Source organism: Calditrichota bacterium (genome assembly GCA_013112635.1).
Taxonomy (GTDB): Bacteria; Calditrichota; Calditrichia; order Calditrichales; family J004; genus JABFGF01.
The window spans coordinates 261,391-276,718 of sequence record JABFGF010000003.1 but is presented as its reverse complement, the minus strand read 5'-3'; the positions used below and the strand labels follow the sequence as shown (position 1 = coordinate 276,718).

Below are 15,328 nucleotides of genomic sequence, written 5' to 3'. Positions count from 1 at the left end.
CAAACCACAAAAAATGTTAGATTGAACAAATGATAAAAACACAATCCAAAGACAATGAGCGGCGCTCTTTTAAGAGGATTAAAATCCCAGGTGCCCAGGTAAGATATAAAAAGTCCAGAGGATTAACCGTTTTAAAAAATTATTCTTCCGTTGATAATATTTTAAATGTTTCAAAAAGTGGTATTTCATTTCATATGCCGGAGGATGCCAAATTTGGTGAGTCTGTTCAAATGAGAATTACTTTCCCCGATGGGAATGATTTAAATCTTAAAGGCAGGGTCCGCTGGCAAAAACCTTTAAATGGCAGTGAACAAACTATTGGTGTTTTATTTGATCCATTTGGCTCTAAAAAACAATATAACCCAATGAAAGCATTAGACTACCTCCGCAACTTAAAAGACCAGGCAATTAGCCAACCTTTCAGATTTGAAGAAGAATAAATCTTACTTACTTTTAAATCTGTAAATATATCCATCAAAAGACAATACATATAGCTGCTTTTCAAAATCCTCACCAAAAGACGCAATTCCATTAATCTCTGTTGTTATAAGTTGGTTTTTTTGAACACGTCCATCGCTAAAATAAAGCGCCCAAATTTTCCCTGCTACAAAATCACCATAAATATAAGCATTTTGTAACTCTTCAATTTCGCTGTGTTGATAAAACCGACCACCGGTTATGGATTGCCCAACAGAATGGTGATATTCAAATATAGGCCTGATCAATCCGGGCGTATCACAATCTTCTGAAGATCCGTAACAATCACTTCCTTCCATATAATTCCAACCGTAATTGCCGCCTTTTTGAATAATATCAATCTCTTCTAATTTATATTGACCAACATCTGCTGCCCATAGTTGCCCATTTTGAGGATTAAAACAAAAGCGCCATGGATTTCGGAGGCCATATGCAAAAATCTCCTCACGATAACCTTGTTTATTTCCGGCAAAAGGATTGTCTGAAGGAATCGCATAATTCCGACCATTTTCCTGTTTATCCACATCAATGCGAACAATGGAGCCCAAAAGTGTTTTGCGATTTTGGCCATTTCCTTTTGGATCACCTCCAGAGCCTCCATCGCCAATTGCAATATATAGATAGCCATCCGGCCCAAATATAATTTGCCCACCATTGTGATTACTGTATGGTTGTGCATATTCAAGAATAGTTTTTTCTGTCGTAGAAATTATGCTGCCTTGCCCAGCCTGAAAACGGGCTATTACTGAACGTGACGGAGATGAAGCTGTGTAGTTAACAAAGAAATACCCGTTGGTTTTATAGTCCGGATGAAAAGCCAAGCCAAGCAATCCTTCCTCGTTTCCACCGTCATCTACCTTGTCTGTTATGTCCAGGAAGAGTACTTTATTTTTAACACTTTTTTCATTCTTGAATAAGTAAATTTTACCTGCCTGTTCAACAACATATACCTGGTTCTTTCCATTTGAAGGTTGCTGAAAATCTACCGGACGGGTAAATCTTAAATTAGGAAAAGCTTTCTCAACTTCAATAATATTTTCCTGGCTTGTTGATGACGAACAAGCAAAAAGCAGAATACACAACAATAAATTTAGAATACGTGGCATATTACCTCATTACTATTTTAACTTTTACCAATCCAGTTTTGCACGAATTTCGCGTGCTGCATTGCGGCTTATTTGTAGTTCTGATTTGTCTTTTAAATACATTAAATACGTTCCTGCGCCGAAGGGTTCTATAGTCCGGACAAAATCCAGATTTACAATTGTGGAACGATGAATTCTAAAAAATTGCTCATTATTCAAACGCTCCTGTAGTTCATCAAGTGTGTAATTAATAATGAAATAATCACTTTTTAAATGGGCAAAAACAACTTTGTCTTTACTTTTAAAATATAGAATTTCCTGAACATTTAGTATAAATATTTTTTCTCCAACTTTTGCCGGAATGCGGGTCAACACATTAGACTGAATCCTGGCTTGTTCTAAAAACCGGCTCATTTCAGTAACCAGGTTTGGAGTAAGTTGTAACTTTTCCTTTAGCTTGTTTATCGCTTTGTTAAAATTATCCTGAGAGAATGGTTTTAGCAAAAAATCGATGGCATTATTTTGAAATGCATTTAGCGCATACTGGTCATAAGCAGTTGTAAAAATTACAAATGGATTGTGTTTAATTACCTTTAAAATATCCAAACCTGTTAGATCAGGTAATTGGACATCCAAAAATATTAATTGTGGTTTTTGTTCATTTATTTTCTGGATAGCATCTATAGCATTTTCTGCTTCATCCATTAAATCCAGTGCATCATTCTGCTCCACAAAAGTTTTTAACCGTTTGCGCGAAGGCGCTTCATCTTCGATGATAATACATGTAATCATTTTATTAAGCCGGAATGTTTATTTTTATTGTTGTGCCTTTATCCGGAAACGACTGAAATTTAATTAAGTTTTTCTGGTGATAAAAATAAGTCAGTCTTTGCCGGATCAAATAAAGGGCATGTCCTCGGGGTGGGAAATCTTTCCTGGTATCTAAATGAAATCCAATACCGTTATCCCGGATGGTTATCTCAAAGTTATTTTTATTTTTTGCACATTGTAGCAATATTTCAAAGTGTTCTTTTTTTTCCTGCCAGCCATGTTTGATGGCGTTTTCTACAATAGGTTGTAAAATCATAACAGGTAATTCAGTTTTTTTGCATTGGTCATCCAATTGAATCTCCCAAGTAAGAAAATCCCCAAAACGAGCTTTTAACAGACTTAAATAATTTGTTATGAAAACAACTTCCTCATTTAAAGTAATCGTTTTACGCTCCATTGCTCCAAAACTAAAACGATAGAAATCTGAAAAGTCCAGAAGCAACTCTTCCGCTTTTGCAGGATTTTCACGAACTAAAGAAACAATTGTACTGAGTGTGTTAAATAAAAAATGGGGTTGAATCTGGGTCTGCAAAACCTTTATCTGTGCTTCATTAATTTGAGCAACATTTCTATCATGTGTCCAACGTGTTTGGATAAAACTGATCAACACACTACCCAATCCAATTATTACAAATGAGAAAATCAGAATATAAAACAAATATTCAATTCTTTGAGGAATAAAATCCCCGGTTGAGACTTCAGAAAATGGAGACAACAAAATGAGTGTTACTGTGTTTGCAAAACGAACAATCATTTCACCAATTATTAATTCTTCAGAGAGAGAATAAAAAGCAAAAAGAATAAAAACCAGGGAAACCGTTGCCAGTATCGAAACAATATACAAAACAGTTTTAAAAAAAATCTGTCCCGCAAGTGAGAAATTGGCAAGCTTTGGAACTAGCTTCGTTTGAATAAAAAATAAAGCCGCCGTAATAGAAAATGAGAAAAGAAAACCCCGGAAAAGTATAAAGCCATCAGGATTGTTTCTGGCAAAAAAAAGAGAAAACAATCCCCACAAAATTAATGCGGGGATTGTCCAGATCCAGTTTTGTTTTAAGAATGACATAAAATCATTTTCTCTTTTAGATGAAGACCTAAGTTAATATTTATAGTCTCTTTAAACTGCAGCCTTTCTCAATTGCCAGAAGTACATTAATAAGGCGCCACTTCCTAAAAGAAATGCAGCCACAAATACTACTCCTCCTAAAAATGGAATTTGGTATAGTAGGCTTAAAATGACCAAACCGATTGCAAAGCTCAAATAAGGATTCATTTCTTTTTTAAATATAGTTTTTGAAATAAATGAGCCAAAAATAAATGCAGCCATTATTTTTGCCAGATATAAAATTATCAAATATAGTGCTCCAAGGATAAAGGCCATCGGTAAAAACAAGATACTAAACAGTACAATAAATGGAAACGCAACTGTAAAAACAAAACCGGTACCCAATCCAACCAAAGTTTTGTTCTGACCAATTTCCGAAACATGCTGATAAAACTGTCCAAACAGGGCTATAATTAAGGCACCAATTACAAAAGCTGAGACCAAAAACCAGTAAAATGCCCCTTTTCCAAAAAAACGTGGTTCAGGCTTTAATATAATTTCCAAGTTAGCCGGGGCATTCCCCATTTCTGTACCTGGCTCGCGCTTTAATACAAAGCTTGCTTTACCGCTGGATTTAAAGTTTTCGCCAAAGTATGGTGCAGCTCCAGCCCCATATTCAATATCACCTGCAATCTCACCGTTTAGATGGATTGTGTAGGAACCGCCTTTTAAATTTCCATGCAATATGGCTTTGTCAATTCTCAAACCACCGGTTCCAACATAGGTATCACCAAAAATCTCTGCGCCTTCCATTATATGAACGTTTCCTCCCCAAAGCCGGGCATCGCCTTTAATAACTCCAGAAACAATTATTTCTTTGGCCCAAATTAAAACACCATCCTCAACTGTTCCGTCAATTCTAACCGTTTCCCCGCCGGCATAAAGGTCATCACCAACTGTGCCGGAAATATGCACACTTTGCCCGGCACCAACAACATCATTGCTGGAGAAAGCAGAATATTCCAGAGTACGTCCGAAAAAAAACAAATCTGAACTGAGTGAATCTCCATCATTTATATAAACGGCCTCTCCAAATTGGTAATCCGCTTTTGCTGTTTGCGCATATAAAAAGCTTGCGCTAAACAGTAGACTAAAAAATAAAATTAATTTATACATATTCATTCCTCCGTTTTGTTTGAAAAGAATATATCATTTAATAATGAGTAATCACCGGTTTTGCGACAAACGGTTTGTTTAGAAGGATGAATGGATTTTTTATTCATCAATACTGCAATTTTGTAGTTATTGTTTGATTTCCTTATAATTGAACTCATTTATTTATTCCTCACCCACCACTTTCCCGGAGAAAGTTTATGAAACTGAAACTGCATTGGCAGATTATTATTGGCATGGTATTGGGATTAATTTTTGGTATTATTGCCGCCTTCAACGGATGGGGTTCATTTACTTCTGACTGGATTGCGCCCTTTGGAAAGATATTTATCAACCTGTTAAAACTGATTGCTATTCCATTGGTTTTGGGTTCTTTGGTTTCAGGCGTTGCTTCCTTGTCCGATTTGAAAAAGTTATCACGAATTGGCGGGAAAACAATTGCCATCTATATTTCCACAACCATCGTTTCTGTAACAATAGGACTTTTGATTGTAAACCTTTTTAATCCGGGTAAAAGTGTTCCGGTGGAAATGCGCGACAAACTACAGGCTACTTACCAGACGGAAGTACAAAGTAAAGAGGCCACTGCTGAAAAAGTAAAAGAACGCGGACCATTGCAACCGCTTGTAGATATGGTTCCCGACAATATCTTTAGCGCGGCAGGCAGCAATCGAAATATGCTGCAGGTTGTGTTCTTTGCCATTTTCCTGGGAATTGGAATAATCCAGGTTAAAGGTGAAGCCGGCAAAGCTTTGTTAAGCGTATTTGAAGGGCTGAATGATGTAGTAATAAAAATGGTAGACATGATTATGCTGATGGCGCCGATTGGGGTATTTGCCCTGATTGCCGATACAATAAACTCGATCGCCAAAGATAATATGGCACAAGTTGTTGAACTATTGGGAGCATTAGGATTTTATTCCATCGTTGTAATACTTGGCCTCATTTTTCAAAGTGTTGTTATCTACCCGTCTATCTTAAAACTTTTTACGCCAATGAAAATCATCAATTTTATAAAAGGTATTTCTCCGGCCCAGTTGCTTGCATTTTCAACAAGCTCATCCGGTGCAACATTGCCCGTTACCATGGAGCGTTGTGAAAACAATCTTGGCGTGTCCGAAGAAGTTTCCTCTTTTGTCCTGCCGCTTGGCGCAACCATAAACATGGATGGCACTGCGCTTTACCAGGCAGTCGCTGCCGTATTTATTGCACAAACTTTAGGTATGGATTTATCTCTTGGCGCCCAAATTACAATCGTACTAACAGCAGTTTTGGCTTCGATTGGTACAGCGGCTGTGCCCGGTGCAGGCATTATTATGCTTGTAATTATTCTGGAGGCTATTAATGTACCAAGTGCCGGCATTGCCTTAATTCTTGGTGTGGACAGAATTTTAGATATGTGCCGGACTGTAACAAATGTAACGGGTGATGCAACGGTTGCAATAACAGTTGCCGCCACAGAAAACCAATTAGGTAAGGTAAACTTTGATGACTAAAACCGCCGGAACCTTTCTATCGGCTGTTCTGCTTCTCTTCTGCTGCACAGCTGAAGTCGACCTATCCAATAAAAAAGATTTCATTTCAACATTGGAAAAACATTTGAAGGCCGTGAGCGATAGAGATATTGAAGCACTTAATAGGACCTTAAGCAAACAAGATGACATTTACTTAATCCTGCCAAGCTCAACCCCGTCAAAATCAAATTCCGGTTTTATTAAAATGCATACGGAATGGTTTCAGGATGCAAGCTGGACATTTGAAACTAAAATTCTGCATGCGGAAGTTGAAGAAAATATAGGATTTGCACTTGTTGAAGTGATGTATAAAGAACCAGATAGAAATGGAAAACCATATTTTAACAAGATGGCAGTTAGCTATGTTTTAAAAAGAATTGATGGGCATTGGTTTGTTATAATGGATCACGCCAGTTCTATAGAAAAAACAAAACCCTAAGAGAAAATATGGACGAATTAAAGATTATTCAACAAAAACTTATTGCCATTTTTAAAGAACATATTCCACCCTTAAAAATTGAAATTGAATCTGAAACCAACTTCAAAGTAAGCGGTACTAAAGAAGCCATGCAGGGCAAACAAAAAGTTGATGGCTACTATTTTGGCAGCGTTGTACCCAAACCAAAGGACATCCGTCTTTATTATTTTCCTATTTATACGCATGTGAGTGACTTTGAAAACATATCTTCAAACCTGAGAAAATGCCTGAAAGGAAAAAGCTGTTTTCACATTAAAAAAATGGATGTTGAGCTGGAAAATGATATCCGGAAAATGGTAAATAAGGGAGTAGAATTGTATTTGAAAGATGAACTGATTTAGGATTGATAGCCAAATTCGCAAATCAAATAATACCACAATTAAGCAAAAACAGTAATTTTTTAGGTTTAACAAAATTGATAAAATGAAGACTATTTTTTTTCCGACTCAATCAGACCTGCGAAAATGGTTTGAGGAAAACCATGAACACGTAAAAGAAATATGGGTGGGATATTATAAAAAAGCCACCGGAATTGAAAGCATTGATTGGTCACAATCCGTAGATGAGGCACTTTGTTTTGGTTGGATTGATGGAATCCGAAAATCGGTTGATGATAAAAGCTATAAAATCCGTTTCACGCCAAGAAACCCAAAAAGCCATTGGAGTGCTGTTAACCTGAAAAAGATGGAAGTCTTGCAAAAAAAAGGGTTAATCACAGAAGCAGGTTTAGAAGTATTCAATTTGCGGGACAAAACAAAATCTGAACATTCTTCCTATGAACAAAAAGTAAAAAAACTTCCTGCAGAATATGAAAATAAAATCAAAGTAAATATAAAGGCTTATAAATTTTATAAAGAGTTGGCACCATCTTATAAAAAGGCCACTATTCACTGGATTGTTAGCGCAAAAAAAGAAGAAACTAAGTTAAGGCGGTTGCAGATTTTAATCCAATCATGCGAGGAGAATTTGAAAGTTCCTCTATTAAGAAATAACAAGAAATAATAATAGAATTCAATTTGCAGAATATCGGGCAAGTATCTTAAATAAGTTTTCCGGATCAAAAGGTTTTGTTACATATCCATCCATACCTACCTTAAAAACATGCTCACGTACGTCAGATAAAGCATCGGCTGTTAGTGCAATTATAGGAACTGTTGCAATATCAGAATTCGAATGTTTTCTGATTATTTCGGTAGCCCTAAACCCATCCATCACAGGCATATGCAAATCCATCAAAACAACATCATATTTTTTTTCTAATACCAGGCCAATAGCATCTTCGCCATTTTCTGCTGTTTCAACTTCAATTTCCCATTTCTGTAAAAAGCGCATTGCAACCAAACTATTAATTCGATTATCTTCAACCAATAGTACTTTAAGACCTTTTAAATTGTGCCCGGTTTGATTGTCACTTTCTTTTCGGGAATCAGATATATTTTCAGATTTTCTTAATTTTAGAATAAAGAAAAAATTTGATCCTTTGCCCTCTTCACTCTTCAGTTCAATTTTGCTTCCCTGAATTTCCAAAAGACGTTTCGTTATTGTTAAGCCTAATCCAGTTCCTCCAAATTTTCTTGTTGTTTCGGAAAATGCCTGTGTAAAACGCTGAAATATTTTTTTCTGTTTTTCTTTTGGTATTCCTATTCCTGTATCAATTACAGAAAATTTAACCAGATATGCTTTCTTTTTCTCCTCAACAAGCTCCACTTTAATAGTTACTGAACCCTTATTTGTAAACTTGACTGCATTTATAACCAAATTATTTAAAATTTGTGTTAAACGGACCACATCGCCAACAAAAGCTTCCGGCAATCGATCATCGACCGACAATTCCATTGCTATATGTTTTTCAATAGCCAAAAATTCAGCCGATTTTTTTAAGCTTACCAGCATGCGTTCTAAATTAAAATCGACAGACTCAATCTCAATTTTACCTGCTTCAATTTTGCTAAAATCCAATATATCATTTATTAGGGCTAATAAATTTTCTGATGAAAACTGCAATGTTTTCAAAGAATCAACCTGATCTTCTCGCGGATTCCCGGAAAGCAGCAAGTGAGTCATTCCAACAACCGCATTCATTGGTGTGCGAATTTCGTGGCTCATAATTGATAGAAACTCTGATTTTGCCTTTGCAGCAGCAATTGCCTGTTTATGCGCGTTAATTAAATCTTGTTCTTGTTTTTTTCTAAAAGTAATATTTTCTGCTATACCTACAATTCTGGTCAGTTCGTCGTTTTCGAAAATTGGAAAAGTCCGGTTATGAATCCACTTTATTTCACCGGATGGCGTAACAATCTTCATATTTTCATTAAAAATTCCTTTATTTCTATAATCATCACTTAACGCAATATTGCGGATTCGTTCACGCTCTTCAGGAGCAATACATGTCAAAAACAAAGATGCCTCTTTATAAAATGCCTCTACCGGGCGTTCAAATATCTTTTCAAAGGCGGGGCTGATATAAATAAATTTTTCCTTTTCCTGAACCCAAAATACTTCCTGAATATTTTCTGTGATACTTCGCAATAACTCCGTCTGATATTTTAGATCCAGATTAAGTTTTTCCTGGTCTTCGGATACCTTTAATAAGTCCTGGCGATGTCGTTCAGCTATGTTCGAAAAATATCCGGCTGCAATTAAACTTGAAATGATGGCAGAGAATAAGTTTTTGTTACTAATTGTAGTGATTTGATCATATGTGATGGGTATTTTTAAGAAAAAATCATAATTCCAAATCTGCAGCAAAAAAAGAGCAATTGCCGGTATAGCCAAACTAATGGTCAGTTCAATTTTGCTTTTTATGTTATAAATATAAAAGCTGCCAAATAATATCGGAATATAAAAAATTTGATAATTAGCGTCCTGACCAAATGCTAAAGAAGCGACAAAAATATTAAAACAAACGGTGAAATATAACATGGTCTTCATTAACACAATATAGCGAACCCGTTTAAGCATCAAAAAGACTAAATAAAAAAGGCTGCTGGTTAATTTTATAACCAAAAAAAGTTCATTATCGAATTGTAATGCGTCTTTGAGATTTAGTAAAGAAACTAAAAAAATGAGAAATATAGCAGCATTAAGCTTATTAATTTCAATTTTTAGATCAATGGATTGATACTCATTTACATGAATATTGAGTAACGCTGACCAAATCGTGTTTATTATTTTTCGAATCTTTTTTTGCACATTTGCTCTTTAGTTATCTAATGTAGCTGTTCCAGCCTAAACTGGCACTACAAAGTTCTTAGTATAATAAAGATGTATGCCTGCATATTCGGTTTAATAAACTTCAATCTTAGGTAAGATCGAATTCGGCACAGCTTGCTATCATAATTATGGACAAAAACTGTGAGATTGATTATTTTTATCATTGATAAAATATGCTCTTTTATTTGATCACTAATGGAGAAACGAAATGGAATTTATTCAAAATATATTCTGGAATAATAATGAGCGAAGAATTAGAAGCGGATTTCGAATTTTTTTATTATTTGTAACAATGTCTTTTATATCAATCCCACTGCGAAATATTTTTCCTCGGCCGCAAAACCCTGCAGATTCAACCCTTGAGCATATAATAATTAGGGCAATATCCGGGTTAATTCTTACCGTGTTAAGCATTTGGATTATTTCACGTTTTGTTGATAAAAGAAATATGTCCAATATCGGGTTGCAGTTAAACAGAAACTGGTGGGTCGAATTCTCCTTTGGATTGGTTTTAGGAATCATTTTAATAGCTTCAATTTTTTTGATTGAATATTCAATGGGCTGGATTACTATTTCTCAAAATAGTTTTTCTATGGAAACATTAAATTTCCCGGTTACAGGCGTACTGATCTATTTATTTCTTTTTATTAGTGTTGGCATTAATGAGGAACTTCTCATCCGTGGTTATCTGTTAACAAATTTATCTGAAGGTTTAAACTTCAAATTTACCGGTGCAACTGGGGCCATTTTAATCAGTTGGTTTTTCACTTCATTACTGTTTGGTGCCGGGCATTTGAGTAACCCAAATGCTACTTTGGTTGCTGGTATTAATATAGCTGCTGCCGGAATTTTTTTAGGGGCGGGATTTGTTTTAACAGGAAGACTGGCGTTGCCGATTGGTGTTCATATTACCTGGAATTTTTTCCAGGGGAATATATTTGGTTTTCCTGTTAGTGGTATGTCAAGTGTTGGAAATTCAAAGGCAATAATAATTGTACAAAAAGGCCCCGAACTTTGGACTGGTGGAGCCTTTGGTCCGGAAGCAGGCCTTATAGGGGTTTGTGCCATTGCAACAGGAACTTTATTAACAATTCTTTGGGTGAAGATATTTAAAGGCAATACAGCCATATACAGTGAAATTGCGCAGCCGCCAATTTTAGAAAATCCAAAAAAGGAAATTCAGGAAGCTAATTAACTAAGGTCAGTTTATGGCAGAAGTAAAAACCGTTCAAAACAACAATAGTGTTAATGATTTTTTAAACCAGGTTGAAAACCCTGTGAAGCGTGAAGATTGTTATGCGCTTATGAAAATAATGAAAACCATAACCGGGGAAGAAGCCAAAATGTGGGGGCCAAGCATTGTAGGTTTTGGTAGTTATCATTTTAAATATGCAAGTGGACGTGAAGGTGATTTTATGCTTGCAGGATTTTCTCCGCGCAAACAGAACATAACTTTGTACATAATGGCCGGTTTTGATAATTATGAAAACCTGATGAATAAATTGGGGAAATATACTACAGGCAAATCATGCCTGTATATCAAAAAGCTGGCTGATATTGATTTGGATATTTTAAAAAAGCTAATTACAGAATCAGTAGAGTATATTAAAAACAAAGCCTGGCCATAAAAATTTTGATAAATTATACAATCTTTTTAAGAACCCCTCATTAGAATCCATTATTTATCAACGTAAATCAGGGTATCTTCTGCCTCATTTTTTATCCCATTATTTTCCTACACAAATAATAATAATGCTAGCCAAAAGGCTTTCCATTCTTAAACACGAAAAGATCTTTATAAAAATGCTTTTTTTTGTTTAAAACCCAATTATTTTACTCTTTTTTAATTCTATTTTCGTAAATTTGCACGATACTATAGTCAATCAAAAAAAATTAAAAAAAGTGTGGTAAATGATGAATATTTTAGTACTGAATTGCGGATCATCTTCTGTAAAATTCCAACTTATTGAAACAAGTCTTGAACAGATCGAAAAAAGTAAAGATAAACGTATTGCCCGTGGTATTTTAGAACGTATTGGCAGCCACTCGCTCATTACAATGCAGGTTGAAGGACAGCCTAAAGTCCGGATGGATGCACCTGTTCGTAACCACCGCGATGCTATCGGAATTATTATGCGCTGGATAATTTCTGCTGATTCAAAAATTGAACAGATAAAGTCTTATGACGATATTCATGCTGTTGGACATAGAATTGTACATGGTGGTGAAAAATTTAGTAAATCTGTAAAAATTGATAATGAAATAATACATGGCATTGAGGATTATATCGAGTTGGCTCCTTTGCATAACCCAGCCAATATTAAGGGAATTAGAGCAGCTACTGAAATTCTTAGTAAAACAATCCCGCAGGTTGCCGTATTTGATACAGCTTTTCATTCAACCATGCCAGACACCTCGTATCTTTATGGCTTGCCCTATCCATTATACCGCCGCTATAAAATAAGGCGTTATGGATTTCATGGCACGTCACATCGCTACGTTGCATACAAGTACCGCCAGGAAATAAATGTTTCAAGCGAAAAAGTTAACATTATTTCACTTCATCTTGGCAATGGCGCCTCTGCCTGTTCTATTTTAGATGGCGAATCTGTGGATACTTCAATGGGTTTCACACCATTGGAAGGGCTTTTAATGGGAACACGCTCTGGTGATATAGATGTTTCGATTTTAGAATACCTTTACCACAAAGAAGGACTTACTTACGCCGAATTCGATACAATGCTAAATAAACGGTCCGGCTTACTGGGTATATCCGGTTTAACCCACGACATGAGAGAATTGTTGGAAGAAGAAGCAGAAAGTGGCGACCGGCGAGCAACTTTGGCAATTGATATTTTTTGCAAAAGAGTCCGAAAATATATAGGTAGTTATTTTGTTGAAATGGGCGGTAAAGCCGAAGCAATTATTTTTACCGGCGGTATTGGTGAGAATTCACCGATTATACGCGAGAGGGTTTGTAAAGGCTTAGACTCAATTGGGCTGATACTAGATAAAAAGAAAAACAATGCTCTTTCCGGTGGAAAATCCGGAGAAATAACAACGAAGGACAGTAAACTAAAAGCTTTTGTTTTCCCAACAAATGAAGAACTGCTAATTGCCCGTGATACATTCAGGGTTGTTGAAAACGTTCCTCGCAGATGGTAAATATTTGGGCGCAGAGAATCCTCTCAAATTTTTAGTAAATTTTGTTTTTAAATTGGCTTTTATATATTTGAGTGGTTTTCAATTAAATGAGCTATTTCTAAAATGAGGTTACAATGCGCCCATTATTTTTTATACTAATCATAGTAATTTTTGCCAGCTGTGTAAGCAAATCTCCTCAATCTCAAGCCCAATCAAATACTCAAACTTCCGGATATGATTCAACGCTTGCCCAAAAACTAGGTGCGGACAAATATGGTATGCGCCAATATGTGATGGCCTTTTTAAAAAGAGGACCAAATCGTAACCAGGACTCTACTCAGGCAAGAGAACTACAAAGAGCACACCTTGATAATATTTCCCGTCTTGCAAATGAAGGAAAACTTTCATTGGCCGGACCATTTATGGATGATGGAGAACTTAGAGGTATATACATTTTTAATGTTTCCTCGATTGATGAAGCAATTGAGTTAACAAAAACAGATCCTGCAATTAAAGCAGGTAGGTTAGTGATGGAAATGCATCCATGGTATGGAAGCGCTGCACTGATGCAAGTTAATGAAATTCACTCCAGGCTCTCCAAAGAAAATATCTGACTTGTTAAATGAAAAAATCTGCAATTATTTACGGTTCATTTTTGGCTGTATTATTAATTTTATTGCGTGTTTTGGAATACCGCTTTTTTATTCGGGACCTTTCGCAAGAAATATATATCGCCGTTATTGCCCTCTTTTTTACAATGTTTGGTCTTTGGCTTGGCCACAAACTAATCAGCCGTAAAAAGGAAGTTATTTATAAAACGAAACCATTAGAAATTGATCAGGATGCTATAAAAAAAATTGGCATAAGCAAGCGTGAGTTGGAAGTTCTTCAACATATGTCCAGGGGGCTTTCTAACCAGGAAATTGCTGACACTCTTTATGTTTCTCTAAACACAATCAAAACCCATATATCAAACCTCTATTCAAAGCTAAATGTCGATCGCCGTACCCAGGCTGTCCAAAAAGCACAGGAATTAAATCTCCTTTTGTAAGTTAAAACTATTATTTCCATCATCACCTTTTAGTATGATTTATTAAAAATAGTACTTTTGGATGATGCACCGTATCCAGGATATTTTGTTTATTTGTGCCATCAACAATACACAGGGTTTTATCCCAACAATTTAATAACAATTAATTAATGCAAAAATTAAACAGGAGGAGCATATAATGAAATTGGGAACATTTTCAATAAGTCTTGCAGTAAAGGATATCGAAAAATCAAAACAGTTTTATCAAAAATTGGGTTTTTCAGTCTTTGGTGGTGATCAATCACAAAACTGGCTTATCATGAAAAATGGAGATCATAACATCGGATTGTTTCAAGATATGTTTGAGTCCAACATTTTTACATTTAACCCGGGTTGGGACCAAAACGCAAAGAAGCTTGAAAGCTTTACTGATGTTAGGGAAATCCACAATAAATTGAAATCAGAAGGAATTGAGATTGCTCAAGAATCAATTAGCGGAGAAACAGGGCCATCAAGTTTTTCTGTTGTAGATCCTGATGGAAACGCTATATTATTTGACCAACATGTGTAAATAGTAAATTTTAATGAAAGGAAAACAGATGAACAAGAATTTATTAAAACTCGGCGGGATTTCTGGTGCAATTTTAGTATTGTTAATGTATATAACAATGCCATTTATGGGTAATGAAATTAGTTTTGAAATTGCTGAAACACTTGGTTATCTGACAATGATTTTAGCATTGGCACCAACCATATATGTTGGAATTAAGAGCCAAAGGGACAGCAATGGTTCCGGGGAAATTACACTTGCTTCAGGATTTAAAAACGGACTTTTTATAACCCTGGTTGCATCGATAATTTATACAACCGGATGGATGGCTTATTTACATACTGCCGACACAGATTTTATGGAAACTTTTTATGAACAAACTATAGAGGATCTTAAAAACAGCGACCAAAGTGAAGAAGAAATTGCTGAACAAATAACACAAATGGAAGACTTTAAAGAACTGTATAAAAACCCATTTATTCAGATTGGAGTTACATTTCTGGAAATATTTCCTGTTGGGTTATTAATATCATTAATTGCAGCTGCTATTTTGAGAAAACAACCAAACCTTCAAAGTAGCTAAACTTAATCAATAAAAAGCAGGATGTTTATTTCGCAGAATTTCCTGTTTTTTAAAATTCCCCTTTTTTACCTTCCGATATTTGTTATTGACATTTGCATACCAGAAAATGATATTTTTCAACTCTTAAAAGTATATCCTTGAATTATTTTAACACTATGCAAAGCTTAATCTTAGTAGGCTATATTATGAAATGCCGCTCATAGGT

The 15,328-nt window shown here is 35.5% G+C and carries 17 protein-coding genes; 12 read left to right on the top strand and 5 right to left on the bottom strand.

From position 1 onward, the window contains the following. Positions 1-29: 29 nt before the first annotated feature. A complete protein-coding gene (locus HND50_10390) occupies positions 30-440 on the top strand; it encodes a PilZ domain-containing protein (protein NOG45633.1) in 411 nt (136 codons plus the stop codon). Positions 441-443: 3 nt separating this feature from the next. Here the strand turns inward: HND50_10390 and HND50_10385 are convergent, their stop codons facing one another. Genes HND50_10385 through HND50_10370 form a run of 4 tightly spaced genes read right to left on the bottom strand, consistent with a single transcriptional unit; the run spans position 444 to position 4,614 of the window. Continuing rightward, on the bottom strand, positions 444-1,583 hold the full coding sequence (locus HND50_10385; protein NOG45632.1) for a glucose sorbosone dehydrogenase: 1,140 nt from the start codon (positions 1,581-1,583) through the stop codon (positions 444-446). Between the two features lie 24 nt (positions 1,584-1,607). Beyond that, positions 1,608-2,354 (bottom strand): response regulator transcription factor, encoded by a 747-nt coding sequence (locus tag HND50_10380; GenBank protein ID NOG45631.1) that lies wholly within the window; start codon positions 2,352-2,354, stop codon positions 1,608-1,610. A 4-nt stretch (positions 2,355-2,358) separates the two neighbouring features. Beyond that, positions 2,359-3,459: a histidine kinase gene (locus HND50_10375; GenBank protein ID NOG45630.1), complete on the bottom strand. Its 1,101-nt coding sequence runs from the start codon at positions 3,457-3,459 to the stop codon at positions 2,359-2,361. A gap of 51 nt (positions 3,460-3,510) precedes the next feature. Continuing rightward, entirely contained in the window at positions 3,511-4,614 is a 1,104-nt protein-coding gene (locus HND50_10370; GenBank protein NOG45629.1) for a hypothetical protein, read from the bottom strand. A 197-nt stretch (positions 4,615-4,811) separates the two neighbouring features. Between HND50_10370 and HND50_10365 the strand changes: the two genes are divergently transcribed. The 4 genes from HND50_10365 (at position 4,812) to HND50_10350 (ending at position 7,605) form a co-directional block, all read left to right on the top strand. Further along, complete coding sequence (locus HND50_10365; GenBank protein NOG45628.1) at positions 4,812-6,107, top strand: dicarboxylate/amino acid:cation symporter; 1,296 nt, start codon at positions 4,812-4,814, stop codon at positions 6,105-6,107. Next, on the top strand, positions 6,100-6,564 hold the full coding sequence (locus tag HND50_10360) for a SnoaL-like domain-containing protein (protein ID NOG45627.1): 465 nt from the start codon (positions 6,100-6,102) through the stop codon (positions 6,562-6,564). Before HND50_10365 ends, HND50_10360 begins: the two co-directional genes overlap by 8 nt. 8 nt (positions 6,565-6,572) lie before the next feature. Continuing rightward, positions 6,573-6,944, top strand: a complete 372-nt coding sequence (locus HND50_10355; GenBank protein ID NOG45626.1) for a hypothetical protein — start codon at positions 6,573-6,575, stop codon at positions 6,942-6,944. A gap of 82 nt (positions 6,945-7,026) precedes the next feature. Then, on the top strand, positions 7,027-7,605 hold the full coding sequence (locus tag HND50_10350) for a bacteriocin-protection protein (protein ID NOG45625.1): 579 nt from the start codon (positions 7,027-7,029) through the stop codon (positions 7,603-7,605). A 9-nt stretch (positions 7,606-7,614) separates the two neighbouring features. Here HND50_10350 and HND50_10345 read toward each other — a convergent pair whose 3' ends face one another. Next, positions 7,615-9,795 carry a response regulator gene (locus tag HND50_10345; protein NOG45624.1) on the bottom strand — a complete coding sequence of 727 codons (2,181 nt, stop codon included), beginning with the start codon at positions 9,793-9,795 and terminating at the stop codon, positions 7,615-7,617. Between the two features lie 229 nt (positions 9,796-10,024). On the opposite strand from HND50_10345, the gene HND50_10340 reads away from it, so the two are divergent. The 7 genes from HND50_10340 to HND50_10310 all read left to right on the top strand — a co-directional run bounded on the left by HND50_10340 (position 10,025) and on the right by HND50_10310 (position 15,123). Next, on the top strand, positions 10,025-11,011 hold the full coding sequence (locus HND50_10340; protein ID NOG45623.1) for a CPBP family intramembrane metalloprotease: 987 nt from the start codon (positions 10,025-10,027) through the stop codon (positions 11,009-11,011). 13 nt (positions 11,012-11,024) lie between these two features. Next, positions 11,025-11,444, top strand: a complete 420-nt coding sequence (locus tag HND50_10335; GenBank protein ID NOG45622.1) for a DUF1801 domain-containing protein — start codon at positions 11,025-11,027, stop codon at positions 11,442-11,444. A gap of 286 nt (positions 11,445-11,730) precedes the next feature. Next, positions 11,731-12,981 carry an acetate kinase gene (locus HND50_10330; protein ID NOG45621.1) on the top strand — a complete coding sequence of 417 codons (1,251 nt, stop codon included), beginning with the start codon at positions 11,731-11,733 and terminating at the stop codon, positions 12,979-12,981. A 113-nt stretch (positions 12,982-13,094) separates the two neighbouring features. Next, positions 13,095-13,574, top strand: coding sequence for a hypothetical protein (locus HND50_10325; GenBank protein ID NOG45620.1), 480 nt, complete (start codon positions 13,095-13,097; stop codon positions 13,572-13,574). Between the two features lie 8 nt (positions 13,575-13,582). After that, the gene (locus HND50_10320) at positions 13,583-14,011 is read left to right on the top strand and encodes a DNA-binding response regulator (protein ID NOG45619.1); all 429 of its coding nucleotides are present in this window, start codon (positions 13,583-13,585) and stop codon (positions 14,009-14,011) included. A gap of 178 nt (positions 14,012-14,189) precedes the next feature. After that, entirely contained in the window at positions 14,190-14,561 is a 372-nt protein-coding gene (locus HND50_10315) for a VOC family protein (GenBank protein NOG45618.1), read from the top strand. 28 nt (positions 14,562-14,589) lie between these two features. After that, positions 14,590-15,123, top strand: coding sequence for a DUF4199 domain-containing protein (locus tag HND50_10310; GenBank protein NOG45617.1), 534 nt, complete (start codon positions 14,590-14,592; stop codon positions 15,121-15,123). Positions 15,124-15,328: the final 205 nt, after the last annotated feature.

Bases quoted from the DNA above. Each gene is read 5' to 3' on its own strand.
- HND50_10340 (NOG45623.1), top strand. From the start codon at position 10,025: ATGGAATTTATTCAAAATATATTCTGGAATAATAATGAGCGAAGAATT.
- HND50_10355 (NOG45626.1), top strand. From the start codon at position 6,573: ATGGACGAATTAAAGATTATTCAACAAAAACTTATTGCCATTTTTAAA.
- HND50_10325 (NOG45620.1), top strand. From the start codon at position 13,095: ATGCGCCCATTATTTTTTATACTAATCATAGTAATTTTTGCCAGCTGT.
- HND50_10310 (NOG45617.1), top strand. From the start codon at position 14,590: ATGAACAAGAATTTATTAAAACTCGGCGGGATTTCTGGTGCAATTTTA.
- HND50_10390 (NOG45633.1), top strand. From the start codon at position 30: ATGATAAAAACACAATCCAAAGACAATGAGCGGCGCTCTTTTAAGAGG.
- HND50_10350 (NOG45625.1), top strand. From the start codon at position 7,027: ATGAAGACTATTTTTTTTCCGACTCAATCAGACCTGCGAAAATGGTTT.
- HND50_10385 (NOG45632.1), bottom strand. From the start codon at position 1,583: ATGCCACGTATTCTAAATTTATTGTTGTGTATTCTGCTTTTTGCTTGT.
- HND50_10380 (NOG45631.1), bottom strand. From the start codon at position 2,354: ATGATTACATGTATTATCATCGAAGATGAAGCGCCTTCGCGCAAACGG.
- HND50_10375 (NOG45630.1), bottom strand. From the start codon at position 3,459: ATGTCATTCTTAAAACAAAACTGGATCTGGACAATCCCCGCATTAATT.
- HND50_10315 (NOG45618.1), top strand. From the start codon at position 14,190: ATGAAATTGGGAACATTTTCAATAAGTCTTGCAGTAAAGGATATCGAA.
- HND50_10335 (NOG45622.1), top strand. From the start codon at position 11,025: ATGGCAGAAGTAAAAACCGTTCAAAACAACAATAGTGTTAATGATTTT.
- HND50_10330 (NOG45621.1), top strand. From the start codon at position 11,731: ATGAATATTTTAGTACTGAATTGCGGATCATCTTCTGTAAAATTCCAA.
- HND50_10365 (NOG45628.1), top strand. From the start codon at position 4,812: ATGAAACTGAAACTGCATTGGCAGATTATTATTGGCATGGTATTGGGA.
- HND50_10370 (NOG45629.1), bottom strand. From the start codon at position 4,614: ATGTATAAATTAATTTTATTTTTTAGTCTACTGTTTAGCGCAAGCTTT.
- HND50_10320 (NOG45619.1), top strand. From the start codon at position 13,583: ATGAAAAAATCTGCAATTATTTACGGTTCATTTTTGGCTGTATTATTA.
- HND50_10360 (NOG45627.1), top strand. From the start codon at position 6,100: ATGACTAAAACCGCCGGAACCTTTCTATCGGCTGTTCTGCTTCTCTTC.